This is a genomic window from Epilithonimonas sp., assembly GCF_032055105.1.
Taxonomy (GTDB): Bacteria; Bacteroidota; Bacteroidia; order Flavobacteriales; family Weeksellaceae; genus Epilithonimonas.
Window position 1 is genome coordinate 1 of the sequence record NZ_DAMBRK010000009.1, and the last position, 17,053, is coordinate 17,053.

The following is a 17,053-nucleotide window of genomic DNA, read 5'->3' on the forward strand; positions in this document are numbered from 1 at the left end:
AATATACGAAATTTTCGTATTATGAGTAGCCTTTTTTATAATGCACTACGGGTGAGTATAATAAATACAAGATTAAATTGAATAAACTTTTAAATAAAATTCAAGAATTGGTTTAACAGAATTTGTAATAAAGTTTGATTTATTAGAATAAAATGAATTTAACATATAAAAATTTTATAGAAACTTTAAAAGGACAATGCGCTGCTTTATTGGAATTAGGAAAAATTGACTAACCTAGAGAATTGATTCACCAATTTCAAAGTGATCAATACGAAATATTTTTCCAATTTTCAATTAAACGACTGCCTGAACTCCAAAGGACAAACATTTGTCTTAAGCTTAAAAAGCTTACTGAACGATTGAGAATGTTAAAAAACCTAATCCAAAGGCAATTTCCGAAACAGAAAGATTTGTAGTGGATAGTTTTTCTTTAGCTTTTTCAATGATTGCATTCTGAATATATTGTTGTGTATTGAATCCTGTCAATGAACTCAACATATCACTCAGGTAGCGTTGTGAAAGTTTTAATTCCGAACTGATATATTTAACAGATGGTAAACCGTTCTTCAGGCTGTTTTCTTCATCGAAATAATTATTTAAAAGCCTGTCCAAAGCGGTAATAATATCATGGTTAACAGCTTTCCTCGTAATAAACTGTCTGTTATAAAACCGATTGCTGTAATTCAGCAACAGTTCTATTTGTGAGACTAAAACATCCTGACTAAAGCTGTCAATATTATTATTCAGTTCATTAGCTATTGAGGCAAATAGATTGGCAATAATCTCTTTTTCTTTAGCTGATAAAAACAGAGCTTCTGAAACATCATAAGAGAAAAACCCATATTGGTTTATTGTTTTTCCCAACGGATAATTTCGAATAAAATCCGAATGAAAATAGAGAGCAATACCTTCGTAACTCTCTATTTCTTCAGGTGGTAAAACAATTTGCTTAGGTTTTAAAAATGCCAATCCACCCTCTTCAAAATCATAATATCCCTGTCCGTATTTAATGTCTCCTGTAAAGGTCGGTTTAAACGAAATCTTATAAAAATCAAGACTTACCTTTTGCCCTTTTGGAAAGATTTCAATTGAAACGTCATTATAATCCACCAAGGCGATCAAAGGATGCATTGGCGCAGGAAATCCCAGCACACGTACTAATTGAGATATGCTTTTAATATGACTGATCTTAGATTGTTTCTGCATTTTCATTCACTAATTTAATCAATTTTGCTTGGATGGACGAATCACTACATCTCCAATTTCAACATCATCGGGCTGGCTGACAGCATATATTACTGCATTGGCAATGGCTACAGGATCCATAGCCATTTGTTCCATTCCATTTTGAATAGCTGATTTCATTTGTTCATTCTTAATGCCGTTTGCAAAATCTGTTTTCACAAATCCAGGTGAAATCCCTGTAATACGCAGGTTTCCGTCTGATTCCTGACGAAACGCTTCTCCAATAGTTCGGATCGCATTTTTAGTTCCGGCGTAGACCCCCTGCATGGGTACGATCTTTATTCCTGCTGTTGAAATAATATTCACAATATGTCCTGACCCTTGTTCTTTGAAAACAGGAATTGCAGCCGCCATTCCATACAAAACGCCTTTAAGATTAATATCAATCATTTCTTCCCATCCATCAACATCCAAGTCATCAATCCTGCTTAATTGACTCACCCCAGCATTGTTTACAATGACATCTAATTTTCCGTAATGCTGAACTGCTGCATTGACCAATCCAACCAGATCAGCTTTATTCTTTACATCAATTGGAACAAAGATGGCTTCACCATCTTTGTTTTTAATTTCTTCAACAACCTGCTGCGATTGTTCTGCACGTCTTGCACCCAAAACGACTGTTGCGCCTTCCTTTGCCAATTCTACAGCAATGGCTTTACCCATGCCGCTACTGGCACCTGTAATTGCTATTACCTTTCCTTTGATATTTTGCATTCCTGTTCGTTTTATCTGTCAATCTGTTTTTCTAAAAATTCCGGATAGCGGTCACCTACAAGAGTAATCCCTTTTACTGTTTTGTCAATCTTCGACAATTCATCATCTGCTAGCATAACCTCAGTGCTTGCAATATTTTCTTCCAAACGATGTAATTTTGTGGTGCCTGGTATCGGTGCGATCCAAGGTTTTTGAGCCAATAGCCAAGCCAATGCTAATTGTCCTGTTGAAATATTTTTCTCTTGAGCAATCTCAGAAAGAGCATCTACCAATACAAGATTAGCCTTGATGTTTTCTTCTTTGAAACGGGGAATAACATTTCTACGGTCAACATCTTCTAATTTTTTATTGATTACCCCTGTGAGAAAACCTTTCCCCAAAGGACTAAACGGAACAAAACCAATTCCCAACTCTTCTAACAGAGGTATAATTTCATCTTCGGGTTCACGCCAAAACAGAGAATATTCGCTTTGCAATGCTGATACAGGCTGAACAGCATGGGCTTTTCGAATCGTTTTAGCACTTGCTTCAGATAAACCGAAGTATTTCACCTTCCCTTCCTGTATTAAATCTTTTACCGTTCCTGCGACATCTTCTATCGGAACGTTAGGATCCACTCTGTGCTGATACAATAAATCAATGTAATCTGTTTTCAATCGTTTCAAAGAAGCCTCGGTTACTGCTCTGATTTTTTCTGGTCTGCTGTCCAGACCTATAATCGGACTAGCATCTTTACAACCAAATTTTGTAGCAATTACCACATCTTTTCTGTACGGCTGTAATCCTTCACCAACCAGTTCTTCGTTGGTAAAAGGACCATAAGCTTCTGCTGTATCAAAAAATGTGATACCTCTTTCAACTGCATTGTGAAGAAGATTTACAGCATCTTTTTTATCAAGACCTTTGCCATCTAAAAAGTTGAGTCCCATACATCCAAATCCTAATGCTGAAACTTCTAATCCACTATTTCCTAATTTTCTTTTTTGCATAACTTTTTTGTTTTTAAACCTGAATAAATTTCAAGTACAAAATTCTTATTTGTTATTCTTAAAAAAGTAGTTCAATTGGTAAGTATTGTAGTCAGATCTTCAGAAGTATTCCATATTCTTCAATTGAGCGCGGTCCCACTATCAATGGAACACATACATCACTTATATTTTCCACTTTATGGATTCCCGTAAAAAACAACTTAATCGTTTTATTACTTTTGGTGATATATTTAAAACTATGAAAAACTTCTCTTTACTTTCAATCCTATCTTTAATTCTATCATGTAGTACACCTGCCGAAAAAAACACTCTCAAATTCACTAAAGAAACCTACATCGGTGAATGGCCATTTTCTGTCAATGAGATTGAGGTGTATTGTTCCGGTTATACCGAAATATATGGTAGAACAAATGATGGAAAGGTCTATGCCCTAAATGGATCGGCAAAAGGCGCCTCTCATAAGAACAAATCCATCAGCAAAGTTGAAGAGATATGGTTGGACGATCTAAATTGGGCAGGGTTGAAGATTTCCTATGGAGATTTTATAACACAGGGACTGACCGTGTGCGAGAACAAGTAAAACAGTTGATCATGTTAAAGAGTTTTTGCCAGAAAAAAGCCGATGACCAATGCCAATATAAGTGCAAAGATGATCTTTACATAATCAGTTTTGCTGTTTTGTAATTCCTGATTCAGTCTTACATTATCCTGATTAAGTGTTTCCAATCGCACTTTCATAGCGGCCGTCTTTTCATTGACTGCAGACTGTATATTCCTTTCATGAAGCGTATGCATCTCCTTTTTATAGCTTTCCAATTCTTCTTTTCGTTGCTTCTCCTGTTCGCTAAAGTTCTTCTGCGTATCCTGAAGTTGTTTAACGGATGATTCCTGAAGTTTCTGAAATTCTTCGTTTCTTTTGGATAATTGTTCGGTCAAAGTTTTGACCTGCTCGGAAAACTGTTTGGACACATCTTTCTTGACCTCATCGATTAAAAGAGCTCTTGAATTGGATCGTTCATGAGATAATTTTTCCGCTATAGCATGCAATCCCGCTCCATAATCGTGAGGTAAATGGAAACGTTTATCTGCAAGTTTGTCAAGTAATGTTTCATCAACAGTATGTCCGATTGCTGTGATAGTTAATGTATTAAGTTCAATAAATAACTCTGAAAGCTGAATATTATTAAACGTCTCCATACTTTGGCGGTCACCGCCCCCCCTCACCAAAGCAAATATATCATACCCCACAGATGAGATTTCATTCAATTTTGAAATGATTGCTGTTGAGGAGGTAATATTACAATTATGGTCATCGATCTCAAAATATTGCCCAGAAACATCCAGACCTTCTAAAAAATCCTTTTGAACAATTGCGTTATTCCCGTAAATATTAGCTATCCTCACCTTTTCATCTTTGAGCATTTTATCTCTAATCAAAGTTTCTAGATCTTTTGATCCTATTTCGAGTTTTCGCTGAATTAGCTCGTATCTTTCCAATTCCTCTTCCGATATCGACTTTTCTTCCTGCTGGATGATTTCATCAACTACAAATCGCAGTTCTATCGAAGAATTTTTAATACTTTTCTCAATATATCCTCTAAGGGTATAAATTTCATTATTAATAATTTTACTCCTAAGTAATGAAGAGATACGAACTCCTATTGAAGTATGATCACCTTCTGAAAATAAGAGGTCATAATAATAATTCCCATAGGATTTTCCGCCGCCATAAGCATATCTTCCTTTCAGATATATCAAATTTACGGTAGCATGAAGCTTAAGGGCATTACTAAAAAGCCCGATTACTGAAGTAGGAGAATAAGTCTGAAAATTGATGTCATTATTCATACGATATAGAGCCGATCTTCATTAGGATTTCTGCAAATTTATCACAATTCATTAATCAATCTAAAGGTAAGATTAATTCTTTCTTTCATCGGTTTAGTTGACTTGGCAATTCGATGCTCCCAATTCTCCTGAAGATCTCCTTTCATAATGAGCAGTGAACCGTGAGGAAGAGGAAGACTGTATTTGCTCTGATGATGATCTTTTTTCCTAAAATCAAAATTCCGGGTTTCACCGAGGCTGATCGAGGCAATCACAGGTCGTTTCCCGTATCTGCTTTCCTTATCTCTGTGCCAAGCAACTGAATCATTGTTATTTCGATAAAGATTTAGAAGAACACCATTGAAATGATAACCGAACTCTTTTTCTATTCTTTCTTTTAAGGATAACAATTCAGGTGTCCAATGATTAGCACCTGATACATTTCCATCCAAATCAGAAGATCTATTATCACTAAACCAAGCTGTAAGACGTGGAGTTAAAACCGTCTTGTCATACATTTTCTGAGTACGCTGCTCCCAAGGAGTGTTTTTAAGAAGTAAATTTTTAAGAAGATCAGCATCTTGCTTACTGAGAAAATTCTCTTTGTATTCTAAAAGATCTTTTGGAAATTCATAAAATTCTTCTGCATCAAATAAACTTAGCTGTCCCATTGCAATTTTCTTTTGAAATAACTATATTTGTTTTATCCCGTTAATGTGGGATTTTTTTCATCATTTGTGTTTTTAGCTTCCCCTAGGGGAAGTTTTTTATTTATGAAGTGAAGTTGTAGATAAAATATCTATATTTTATCTCAAAACGAATTCAATTTCTACCCCCAATTTTATCTTTGATCTGTCTTATATCAGTTTTAATCTCTGTAATGAAATTTTGAATATAATGTTCTGCAAATTCATCAGGTTCATATTCTTTTGTATTGATACTACAGGCAAATTCCCAGATTTCTTTAATTTCCGGCAATGGAATTTTATATGGGTCATAAAAACTATTATCAGCCTTAACCCATATACTATCTGCTTCGTGAAACTGAAACCTTTTGTAGGTAATCCCATCATTGGACGTAATAAAAATGTAAGTTCTATCCGCTTTCAATTCAGAGAGGTCTTCAATATATTTCCCTACGATATAGGTTCCATCTTTATAGGGTGGCATAGAGTCGCCGCCAGCTGGAAAAGCTCTAAATTTTCCGTGGTGTAAAAATGGAAGCGAAATAGTCTCAAGACTTTCTATATATTCCGGATCACTATATCCGTTCAGATATCCCATTGAAGCCTTTTGCGGAATAATCTCAATCTCATTGTTTCCATCACTATCAACCCTAATAGGCAGAACAATCCTATTGTCCGGAAGTTCCATAATCTCATCGATAGAAAATTTGCTGACATTGATTGTCAAAAGTAAATCGATGCTGACATTATAATATTTAGAGATTTTAATCAAAATCTCTTGAGGAGGCTCCGTGGCACCGTCTTCATACTTACCATATCTGCCTCTGGTAATTAAAAGATCATCAGCTACCTTTTGTTGTGAAAGATTTAACCTACCTCTTAAATACCGCATGTTTTCTGAAAAAATCGACATTGCTATAATTTATAGCAACAAATATACAATTTTTTGCTACAAAACGTAATAATTTTGAAGCATGGAAAAATCAATTGTTCATATGGATCTGGATACCTTCTTTGTCTCTTGTGAGAGACTGAAGAATTCCAGTTTGAACAGTATTCCTGTAATCATAGGAGGTGGAGACCGTGGTGTGGTAGCCTCATGCTCATATGAAGCAAGAAAATTCGGTGTTCGTTCTGCAATGCCTATAAGGATGGCTTTACGTTTATGTCCCGAAGCTCAGGTCATCAAAGGTGATATGGAATATTATTCCAATATGTCACATTTAGTAACAGAAATCATTCAGGAAAAAGTCCCTGTGTTGGAAAAGGCCAGCGTAGATGAGTTTTATCTTGATCTTTCCGGGATGGATAAATTTTTCGGATGCTATCAATGGACTTCTGAAATTGCAAGTACCGTTATGAAAAACACAGGCTTACCTATAAGCTTTGCTCTTTCCACCAATAAAACGGTTTCAAAAATAGGAACCGGGGAGGCTAAACCTACCGGGAAATTAGAATTAAAACCTCAGTTAATTCAGCCGTTCTTAAATCCATTATCGGTTAAAAAAATTCCTATGGTGGGCGATGTCACCTTTCAGTTGCTTTCAAGGTTGGGTATCAGAAAAATTGAAACCCTTTCTCAAATGCCAGTCGATGTATTGCAACAATTGATTGGAAAGAACGGAACTGAACTTTGGAAGAAAGCCAATGGTATTGATAACAATCCTGTCATCCAATATTCAGAAAGAAAATCCATTTCAACTGAAACAACTTTCGCAGAAGATACCATTGATCTTCAGAATTTAAGAAGTATTCTATCCGGTATGGTGGAACAACTGGCATTTCAGCTGCGTCAGGAAAAGTGGTTGACTTCAACAATATCCGTTAAAATAAGGTATTCCAATTTTGATACAGAAACCAAACAATGCCGGATACCGTACACATCTGCAGACCACACGTTGCTCAAATACGTGCTGGAGCTTTTTAAAAAAGTATATACACGTAGGATGCGTATTCGGCTGATTGGAGTAAAATTTACTGGATTAGTTCATGGCTGTCATCAGATGAATCTTTTCGAAGATACAGAAGAACTGATTTCTTTATATCAGACCATGGATAAAATTAAAAACAGGTTTGGAAGGACCAGTGTAGGCAGAGCATCCGGATTATTAAAATAAAATAAGAAATTATGTTTCTCAACTGTCATTCTTATCACAGCCTCCGATACGGCACCATTTCTATTCAGGAATTGGTTCGTCAGGCTGTCGATTATCAACTGCAAACTGTAGCATTGACTGATATCAATACGGTAACAGGTATTTATGATTTTTTTAAGCTGTGCACTCAAAACAATATCAAGCCTATTGTGGGAGTGGAAATCAGAGTTGATAGCAAGTTGTATTATATATGTCTGGCTAAAAATCAAAAAAGTGTTGGAGAGATCAACACGCTACTCACCCATTACAATTGTGATGGAGTAGAAATTCCAAAGCATAATCCGATGCTTCAAAACACCCTTGTCATATACCCATTACACAACATTCCGGAAGTGTTGCAAGATTTTGAATATATAGGTATTAGACCCGAAGAACTTAATCAGCTTATAAAACCTCAACTTAAAAAATGGATCAGTAAAATGGTCATACTACAACCTGTGACCGTTACAACCCGACAGGAGTACAATCTTCACAAAATATTGAGAGCCATTGACAACAATACCCTCATCAGTAAATTAGACGCTGAAGATTATTGCAAGGAAACAGAAACCTTTGTCGGTAAAAAAGAACTGTTGGATCAATATCGTAATTATCCTCAAATTATCCATAATACTGCCGCCGTTATTAATCAATGCACTTTCGATTACGATTTTTCAACCCCAAAAAATAAGCAGTACTTTACAGACAGCAGAGAAAATGATTTTAAACTGCTGACTCGGTTAGCAAACGAAGGGATGGTAGTAAGATATGGAGATGTTCATCCCGAAGCTAAAGCCAGAGTCGAAAAAGAACTAGCCGTTATTGATCATTTAAAATTCAGTGGCTACTTTCTCATTACCTGGGATATTATTCAGTACAGCAACAAAATGGGATTCATGCATGTAGGGCGAGGAAGCGGTGCAAATTCCATTGTCAGTTACTGTCTTGGAATAACCGATATTTGTCCGTTGGAACTTGATCTGTATTTTGAAAGATTTTTGAACCTTAACCGTAAAACTCCTCCCGACTTCGACATCGACTGGAGCTGGAATACCCGGGACATCATTCTTGAATACATCTTCAACAAATATGGCAAAGACCATGTAGCCTTTTGCGGAACCAATGTTGAGTTTAAATATCGATCCATTTTCAGGGAAGTCGGAAAAGCTTTTGGTTTACCAAAAGAGGAATTGGACGTACTTGCAACAAGACCGATGAGTGAGCATGATGATAATTCTGTTTTTAAGTTGGTTCATAAATACGGTAAGCTCCTGGAAAAGTTTCCGAATCAAAGAAGTATGCATTCATGCGGAATTCTAATTTCTGAAGAACCCATTACCAATTATACCGCATTAGAAATGCCACCAAAAGGATTTCCGATTGTACAATTTGATATGCATACGGCTGAAGACATAGGTTTTGAAAAGTTTGACATCTTATCCCAAAGAGGACTGGGAACGATTAAAGATACTGTTGACTTGATCAAAGAGAAACGAGGTATTACCGTTGATATCAGAGATACTACCCTATCAAAAAATGAGGCAAATTGCAATGAATTCCTTAGTATAGGGAAAACGATAGGTTGTTTCTATATCGAAAGTCCTGCAATGCGTGGGCTTTTAAGAAGGCTTAAGTGCGAAGATTATAAAACATTGGTTGCCGCTTCATCCATTATCCGTCCAGGCGTAGCTCAGAGCGGAATGATGAAGGAATATATTTTCAGACATAACAACCCGACAAAATTTGAATACTTTCATGATGTTTTCAAAAAAGAATTAGGTGAGACTTATGGCATCATGGTCTATCAGGAAGATGTCATTAAAATTGCACTGCATTTTGGAGGACTGTCAGCAGCCGATGGTGATGTCTTAAGACGGGCGATGAGTGGTAAAGGAAGATCTTTATCTGCTTTACAAAAGGTGAAAGATCATTTTTTTGAATCGTGTAAAGATTTAGGACATCCTGAACAACTCTCAAAAGAAGTGTACCGGCAAATTGAGTCCTTTGCAGGGTATTCTTTTTGTAAAGCACATTCAGCCTCTTATGCTGTTGAAAGCTATCAGAGTTTATATCTTAAGGTTTACTATCCTATCGAATTCATGGTTTGTGCCATCAATAATGGTGGTGGATTTTACAGGACTGAAGTCTATGTACATGAAGCGAAAATGTCTGGCGCAACCATTAACAATCCCTGTGTCAACCTAAGCGAATATCAAACAACAGTCTATGGTCAAGATGTCTATTTAGGATTAATGCATATCGAAAAGGTAGAAGGAAAAATCGCCATGATGATCCCTGAAGAGAGACGTAAAAACGGAGATTATACTTCTTTGGAAAATTTCGTTAAGAGAATACCTATTGGAATAGAAAGTTTGCAGACGCTAATCTTTATCGGTGCATTTAGGTTTACCGGAAAACAGAAGCATGACCTGCTCATTCAGGCAAGATTCCTCTTTGGTAATGACCAGCCAACAATAAGGCAGCCAACCTTACTAGACGAACCCCAAAAAGAATACAAACTTCCTGTGATTGTTAAAAATCCTTTTGAAGATGCTTTTGATGAAATTGAAATATTGGGATTTCCTGTGTCATTCAGTCCATTCGATCTTTTGCAGACAAAGTATCGGGGGTCGGTCATGGCGAAGGATTTGGTAAAATATCATAAAAAACAGATTAAAATGCTTGCTTATTTAATCTCCAGAAAACACGTTCCCACCAAAAGAGGAGCCATGTTTTTTGGAACATGGATCGATGCGGAAGGAGCTTATTTTGATACGGCACATTTTCCCAATTGTCTGGAGGAATATCCTTTTCAAGGTGGAGGATGTTATCTGTTATTAGGAACAGTCGAAGTAGATTTTCATTTTCCTACAATCACCATCCATAAAATGGCAAAGATGCCTTTCGTCCCTGATCCCAGATACTCCATGGATAAAGAAAAATCACTCGAAGCTGCTAGATCTCTGCATGAAGATATTAGTATGACGCAAAGAAAGCCTTATCCGCAAGAACATGAGATTGGATTACCGAGACAAAAAATGCAGTAGTCATTAACAGTAACTAAAAATCCATACAATGAAACCTAAATTACCCATCGTTGAAGAAACCTCTCCAGATGAAAACTCAGCTAGTTATTTTTGAAAATGATAAAAACAAGAAGCATTTTGAAGTCAAATGCTCATTTAATCCTTTTGTTAATAAAATGAGAAAGTGGGACAGTTGGGAAATGGTTATTAAATGGGACAGCGAAATTTTCACCGATGCAAAAACTGGCAATAAATCGTATTTCACTTTTTGTAAATCTTGTGGCAACAATATACTTTTTAATGACCAAATTATAATTTCGAATAAGTTCGATTATCTCAACAGGCTAACAAGGTCTTCTACATATTTTTGCATAAGAATATTCTTGTAATAAGTAAAGACGATTGAAGTAAATTAAAGTAAAACTATGTCGACTTCGATTATTTTCAATATTTAAATTATGGTTTCTAAATATAAGAAATTAAATACTAAATTAATCATAGCCCAATTCTTTTTTAATTTGGTTTAATCGAATCAAATCATCAACAAAAGTGTTTGTATAGACGTGCGTCAACATCACAAATGCCAAATAGCGTCAACTGTCTTCAGTTGGCGCCATTTTTTTAATACATTAAAGTTCTGCTAATTAAAACTTCATTTTCTGAATCCTCACAGCATTTAAAATTGCCAGCAAAGCCACACCAACATCTACAAAAACAGCTTCCCACATTGTAACTAATCCACCTGCTCTTAAAACCAAAACAACAGCTTTCACTACAAACGCTAAGATAATATTCTGCCATACAATTAGTTTGGTCTTCTTTCCAATATTAATTGCCATAGGAATTTTATACGGTTTATCATCCTGAATCACAACGTCAGCTGTTTCAATTGTAGCATCACTTCCTAAATCTCCCATACCAATTCCAACGTCAGTCAATGCAACAACCGGAGCATCATTGACACCGTCTCCAACAAATGCCACACTTTCATTTCTGAATTTTATTTCTTTCATCTTGTTTACCTTATCCTCAGGAAGCAAGACTCCAAAGCTTTGTCAATTCCCAGTTCTTTTGCAACAAATTTTACAACTGTACCTTTATCTCCGCTCAGCATTGTGGCTTTTATATTCAATCTATGCATTTTTTCCACAGTCAATTTTGCATCTTCTTTAATACTATCAGCAATGGTAATATAGCCGGCAAATTTTCCCTTGTAAGCTATTGAAATGACTGTGTAGATAATATCAGCAGGATTAATGTCATATTTGATGTTAAACTTATCCATTAATTTAAAATTCCCGACAAACAATTCATTGCCTTTTACGTTTGCTTTCAAACCGTGTCCCGCAATTTCTTTTACATTTTGAAGGTCAAGAGACTGATTGATTTCACCGACATATTGATGAATTGCTGTTGCTATAGGATGTGTACTATTACTTTCCAAAGCATTGATCATTTGAAGTAACTCATCTTTATTAAAATCAGAATTAATATTCACTTCTTGAACCTCGAATACACCTTCCGTCATTGTTCCTGTCTTGTTTATCACAACATTTTGAATTTCTGCAATCTTATCCAAGAAATTACTTTCTTTAAATAAAATCCGTCCTTTAAGTCGGCAAGGCTTTGTATGATATGGTGTATAACGGCTTCAATTCTTTTTATGAGGCAGTCGGTTTCAATCTCCAGTTCCTGGATTGCAGTTTCCAATTTAAGATATGTTTCATTGTAAAATTTATCCATTCGCTTCATTTTGATGTAATATATTATTGGTTAATACAGAAAAGCTAACACTGTTCGTATTAGCTTATGATGCAATTACTGCTTAAAAAAATTCAACCTCTACCGTATTGATGATGGAACGATAGATAGATTTTTGTTGCATACTTTAAAGGGTTGTAGTATGATGCAGGTTAGTCTTTGCGAATTACACCTGCATCACCTCCTTTTTTTTACCGATATTTTTTTACGGTTATGCAGTTTACAACCCTTAGTTATTTAATTTTAATAAGTCAATGTCAGCCCCACACCAAAGCCCATATCGCTATCATAGTGGGTACGTATACCTATATTCTTATTAATGATATACCTAAGTTCTCCCATATACTCTAAGTCGGTATTCACCATAAAACCACCTCTTAGTCTTTTTGAAATTGGTATATCTTCACGCATTAACTGCAATCTCACAATTCCATCATGATATACTTCTGCCTGAAAATTGACCAGCATAGGTAACGTATACATAAACCCTAAACTGAACGCCCTGCGGGTGTCTTTCTTGTTGGTTTGTCCAAATATGTTCTTTTCGTGTTCATCTTCTCCCATTTTACGGTAGCGGTAATCAAAACCTACAAAGGGCATGAACCATTGCATCTTTCCAATGTATCTACCTAAATGGGTTTCTACTTCATAACCGTGCATACTATTATAGCCTAAACGCCATTCTGTTCCTAATTGGTAGCGTGCATTCATTAGCATAGCTTCTCCATCATTACCATTGGTTGCAAAATCGTTTTGTGCCATAAAATGAGGCATATTACTTTCTCTTTGCAATTCTTTATAGGCTTTTGCCTTGTCGGGTAGATAGGGGTTATTGTAGTCTCCAACTTCAAAGACCCTGTTCATTCCCGCCATCATGTGATATAATATATGGCAATGAAAGAACCAATCACCTTCCTCATTTGCTAAAAACTCAATGGTATCTATTTCCATAGGCATGATATCCAACACATTTTTAAGCGGCGATTTTTCGCCTTTTCCGTTTATCACCCTGAAATCAAATCCGTGAAGATGCATTGGATGCCGCATCATTGAATTATTATAAATGGTAATCCGTAGAATTTCTCCTTTTTTTACAGGTATTTTGTCAGTTTCCGAAAGTATTTTATTATCCATGCTCCATACATAGCGGTTCATGTTGCCAGTAAGTGTGAATTTCAACTCTTTTACAGGCGCATCATTTGGAAGAGAGGTGTTATAAGGTGATTGCAACATAGCATAATTTAATGTTTTGATGTCTCCCAAGGCATTAGCGTTGTAACGGTTAGCGTCGTTATCCATATCCATACCCTCATGCTTACTGTGGTCTGCTTTTTTTGTTGCATCTCCGGTAATTTCGGGATACATCACTACATTCATGTCCATTTTGTTAAGGCTCATCTTCATGCCCATATCGTCCAAATCGCCATTCATTTTCATCATATCGTTCATCATCTTCATCCCCTCGAAATACTTCAATCGTGGGAGTGGAGAAATAAGCTGTTTGACCCCATCACCTATAAAGTAACTCGCAGATTGTGTCCTGTCTTCGGTTGTTGCTAAGAACTCGTAAGCCAAACCATCTTGAGGGATAGTCACTACAATATCGTAAGTTTCAGAAACGGCAATGATTAACCTGTCCACCTCTACAGGCTCAACATCATTCCCATCATTCGCTACTACTGTAATTTTTCCTCCAGCATACCGTAGCCAGAAATATGAAGACGCCCCTCCATTGGAAACACGCAATCTGACTTTGTCGCCTGCTTTTAGCTTTTTACCATCAATTGTTTTCAAATCGGTGCTATGGCTACCATTTATTAGGATTTTATCATAGTAAATGTCACTGACATCCATCGCCAGCATCCGCTTCCACTCGTTTTTTACCTTTACCCCTAATTTTCCCTCCTTAATAGCTTCAACATATGATTGTGTTGCGTCTTTCTTAATGGCCGCCCAATCATTTGCATTGTGTAGCATACGGTTGATATTATCGGGGTTAAGATTTGTCCACTCACTTAATATAATTGGAACGGTCGGCAAATCGTCAATTCCTTTTCTGAATGTCTTATCATCGCTTCTTTTCTTCATGATAAAACTTCCGTACATGCCAATCTGCTCCTGCAATCCTGAGTGGGAATGGTACCAGTGCGTACCATGCTGGATAATCGGAAAACGGTAGGTGTAGGTTGTGCCCGGTGCGATGGGTTTTTGTGTAAGCCAGGGCACACCGTCTTCTTTATTGGGCAGGAACACACCATGCCAGTGAAGTGATGTGCTTTCTTTCAATTGGTTGTGCACCACTATTTCGGCAGTGTCGCCCTCGGTAAAGGTAAGGGTGGGCATGGGGATTTGCCCGTTTACGGCAATTGCCCTTTTTTGCTTACCTGCATAGTTGACAAGCGTATCTTTTACATACAGCTCGTAATGCACCACTCTCTGTGCAAACAGCGTTTGCGTGCAAAGCAGTATCAGCACTGTTTGCAAAATTCTTATAGGTATTTTATTATATCTGTTCATGATTTGAAAAATTTTATTTAATGCTGTCTTCCATTGTGCTAAACCACGCTATCAAAACCTGCTTATCCTCCGGTGACAATACTGCATTGCGATGAATTAGTGTGTATGATGACAACGGCATTTCCCCGTCCTTAACCTGCCCGGCCATAGCCCTGAACTTGTTTCGCTGCCTGCGGACAGAATAGTCGCCAAATTCGCTAAAGTTGAGTTCCTCTTTCCCCTTTTTTATATGCTCTGCCATGTACCATGCGCCGGGCTGGATACGGCTGTACCACGGATAATGGGTATTGTTGCTATGGCAGTCATAACAGGACTGAACAAGGATAGCCTTTACATTTTGGGGTACGGCGTACACCCTTTCGATATGGGTGGCTGGCACTTCAACCGCCTGGTTCCGTAAGGGCTGAAAGAACTGTATGGCAATCAGGACGACAGCCAGCCCCAATATGATTTTCTTCTTTATGGTCATAATTATTTTATTGTGGCTTCATCTTTTTGTGTCTACTGTTTTTTCACATACTTGGCATAATTCTCCTTGTTTTCAAAATAAGAAACTTCACCGTTATTTCCTGTCACAGCAATCACCGCATTAGCTTTGTCTACCTGCTTATGGGAATAGGGGTCTATCGCCATCCGCACGGTCGCATCTTTTGGAATACGTTCCTTACACATTTCGCAACATCCGTAATAGGTTTTACCATCAAATTTTACTTCAAACTGCTTTTTGCCGATATAGGCATCGTTGACCATGCAGACTTCATCCGATGGAACCAATTCACCTATTTGGGTAGTATGTCCGTTGCTTTCCGGAGTTGCCTGCGAATGCTGCTGTTCCGCTTCATCCTTATTTGACCCCGCCTGACCGCAAGCGGTGAATAGCAGGGTTAATAAGGAAATAAAGCCAATTATTATTTTGTTCATGTCCAAACTTGTTTTTTTAAATTTTATTATTTACTTTCTTCAAACTCTTTTAGCTTGCGCTTCATTAGTTCAATTTCTTCCGCTTGGGTTTTAAGTATATTTTTTTGCAGCTCTATCAGTTCCGGGTCGGTCAGGTGTGCCTTTTCAGACATCAATATGGCTGCTGCGTGATGGGGTATCATACCCTTTGCAAACTGCTTGTCCCCGACATTGATTTGTTCCCTGATACCAAACCATGAAAAGATGCCAACAGCAACCGAGATGATGGCTATCGCCCAATTCATCTTCCTGTTGGGGTACATTACTTTCATTATCGCTAATTCGATAAGCAGCATTGCCGAGGTCATCAGCAGGGTCATGTACAAATTGTTGATATTGGGTATCAGGTTCTGCCACCCGTCAATCATGGCGTACATGATAAAATACATCACTGCGAACATTGCGACAGCCATCACCGCAAAGCGTTTGTACATGGCCGAAGCATGTTTTGTATTGTGCGTGCCATGCTCCGAGGAATGACCCGCATGGTGACTGTTTTGCATATTTTCCATAACCCTGAATTTTATTTGCTGTTAATTGTTTTTTCCACCTTACCGCAGGTCAGCATTTTAGAACCGTAGTAAGGGTTTTTGATTTCCTTGTTTTCGCTGAACCAAACAGCACCCTTACCGTCATTGAACATCGGGCAATGGTCCTGATACAATGTTTGCGATGTACCGAACAAATCAATCAGGTCTTTCAAATCTTCGCCAAGCGAGGCCAAATGTTCCCGCTGGTGGTGGATGTTGCCGACATTTTCCCCGATATGTTCTGCGTGTTCTTTAGCATCGTCCGCTATGTCCATATACTTTTTGTGCTTATCGGCAGGAACGGCTTTCATGTCCACTTTATTCAGGGTAGCTAACAGCTTTTTCCCTGAACTGGCGGCAGCTTTGTCATCGTCCGAAACAAGGGCGTTCTTTAAGGACAGATAATCGGTAACTATGGGCGCAATAGAAAAGTTTTTTGCTTCTTCTTTTCCTGTTGCTTTTGCTTCCTGACTGCTCGGAGTTTCACTCACAACGGGCGCAGCTACCGTATCATCCTCTTTTGGTTGGGAAGCTGACTGTTCTTGTGATACAACAGCAGTATCACTTGAAGACTGCTCGTTTTTGTTGGATGCCTGATTGCATGATACTGTTACAAATGCCATGATAACAGCAATGATTGATAATGTTAGATTTTTCATT

The 17,053-nt window shown here is 37.4% G+C and carries 15 protein-coding genes and 1 pseudogene; 3 read left to right on the forward strand and 13 right to left on the reverse strand.

Annotated features, from left to right (window positions below; genetic code table 11):
- Positions 1-348: 348 nt before the first annotated feature.
- From RTY06_RS09055 to RTY06_RS09065, 3 genes are read right to left on the reverse strand one after another with little or no spacing between them, the layout of a single operon-like run.
- Complete coding sequence (locus RTY06_RS09055) at positions 349-1,206, reverse strand: AraC family transcriptional regulator (RefSeq protein ID WP_312824382.1); 858 nt, start codon at positions 1,204-1,206, stop codon at positions 349-351.
- Positions 1,207-1,224: 18 nt separating this feature from the next.
- Positions 1,225-1,962, reverse strand: coding sequence for an SDR family oxidoreductase (locus RTY06_RS09060; RefSeq protein WP_312824383.1), 738 nt, complete (start codon positions 1,960-1,962; stop codon positions 1,225-1,227).
- Between the two features lie 11 nt (positions 1,963-1,973).
- Positions 1,974-2,951 (reverse strand): aldo/keto reductase, encoded by a 978-nt coding sequence (locus RTY06_RS09065; protein ID WP_312824384.1) that lies wholly within the window; start codon positions 2,949-2,951, stop codon positions 1,974-1,976.
- A 238-nt stretch (positions 2,952-3,189) separates the two neighbouring features.
- On the opposite strand from RTY06_RS09065, the gene RTY06_RS09070 reads away from it, so the two are divergent.
- On the forward strand, positions 3,190-3,531 hold the full coding sequence (locus RTY06_RS09070) for a DUF2511 domain-containing protein (RefSeq protein WP_312824385.1): 342 nt from the start codon (positions 3,190-3,192) through the stop codon (positions 3,529-3,531).
- Positions 3,532-3,545: 14 nt separating this feature from the next.
- On the opposite strand, the gene RTY06_RS09075 is transcribed toward RTY06_RS09070, so the two are convergent.
- From RTY06_RS09075 to RTY06_RS09085, 3 genes are all read right to left on the reverse strand, one after another.
- Positions 3,546-4,799 carry an exodeoxyribonuclease VII large subunit gene (locus tag RTY06_RS09075; protein WP_312824386.1) on the reverse strand — a complete coding sequence of 418 codons (1,254 nt, stop codon included), beginning with the start codon at positions 4,797-4,799 and terminating at the stop codon, positions 3,546-3,548.
- A 41-nt stretch (positions 4,800-4,840) separates the two neighbouring features.
- Positions 4,841-5,449: an alpha-ketoglutarate-dependent dioxygenase AlkB gene (locus RTY06_RS09080; protein WP_312824387.1), complete on the reverse strand. Its 609-nt coding sequence runs from the start codon at positions 5,447-5,449 to the stop codon at positions 4,841-4,843.
- A gap of 151 nt (positions 5,450-5,600) precedes the next feature.
- Entirely contained in the window at positions 5,601-6,377 is a 777-nt protein-coding gene (locus tag RTY06_RS09085; protein ID WP_312824388.1) for an XRE family transcriptional regulator, read from the reverse strand.
- Between the two features lie 61 nt (positions 6,378-6,438).
- Here RTY06_RS09085 and dinB point away from each other — a divergent pair, with 61 nt between their 5' ends.
- Positions 6,439-7,581: a DNA polymerase IV gene (dinB, locus tag RTY06_RS09090; protein ID WP_312824390.1), complete on the forward strand. Its 1,143-nt coding sequence runs from the start codon at positions 6,439-6,441 to the stop codon at positions 7,579-7,581.
- An 11-nt stretch (positions 7,582-7,592) separates the two neighbouring features.
- Positions 7,593-10,646: a DNA polymerase III subunit alpha gene (locus tag RTY06_RS09095; RefSeq protein WP_312824391.1), complete on the forward strand. Its 3,054-nt coding sequence runs from the start codon at positions 7,593-7,595 to the stop codon at positions 10,644-10,646.
- 623 nt (positions 10,647-11,269) lie between these two features.
- Here RTY06_RS09095 and RTY06_RS09100 read toward each other — a convergent pair.
- The 7 genes and pseudogenes from RTY06_RS09100 to RTY06_RS09130 form a co-directional block, all read right to left on the reverse strand.
- A pseudogene (locus tag RTY06_RS09100) lies at positions 11,270-12,228 on the reverse strand (HAD-IC family P-type ATPase); the annotation flags it as partial.
- The gene (locus tag RTY06_RS09105) at positions 12,171-12,368 is read right to left on the reverse strand and encodes a hypothetical protein (RefSeq protein WP_312824392.1); all 198 of its coding nucleotides are present in this window, start codon (positions 12,366-12,368) and stop codon (positions 12,171-12,173) included. The pseudogene RTY06_RS09100 and the gene RTY06_RS09105, both read right to left, overlap by 58 nt.
- 261 nt (positions 12,369-12,629) lie before the next feature.
- The gene (locus RTY06_RS09110; RefSeq protein ID WP_312824394.1) at positions 12,630-14,903 is read right to left on the reverse strand and encodes a multicopper oxidase domain-containing protein; all 2,274 of its coding nucleotides are present in this window, start codon (positions 14,901-14,903) and stop codon (positions 12,630-12,632) included.
- Positions 14,904-14,916: 13 nt separating this feature from the next.
- The gene (locus tag RTY06_RS09115) at positions 14,917-15,372 is read right to left on the reverse strand and encodes a heme-binding domain-containing protein (protein ID WP_070566710.1); all 456 of its coding nucleotides are present in this window, start codon (positions 15,370-15,372) and stop codon (positions 14,917-14,919) included.
- A 32-nt stretch (positions 15,373-15,404) separates the two neighbouring features.
- Positions 15,405-15,824, reverse strand: a complete 420-nt coding sequence (locus tag RTY06_RS09120) for a hypothetical protein (protein ID WP_070566707.1) — start codon at positions 15,822-15,824, stop codon at positions 15,405-15,407.
- A gap of 26 nt (positions 15,825-15,850) precedes the next feature.
- Positions 15,851-16,375, reverse strand: coding sequence for a DUF305 domain-containing protein (locus RTY06_RS09125; RefSeq protein ID WP_002993268.1), 525 nt, complete (start codon positions 16,373-16,375; stop codon positions 15,851-15,853).
- An 11-nt stretch (positions 16,376-16,386) separates the two neighbouring features.
- Positions 16,387-17,052 carry a DUF3347 domain-containing protein gene (locus RTY06_RS09130; RefSeq protein ID WP_312824396.1) on the reverse strand — a complete coding sequence of 222 codons (666 nt, stop codon included), beginning with the start codon at positions 17,050-17,052 and terminating at the stop codon, positions 16,387-16,389.
- Position 17,053: the final 1 nt, after the last annotated feature.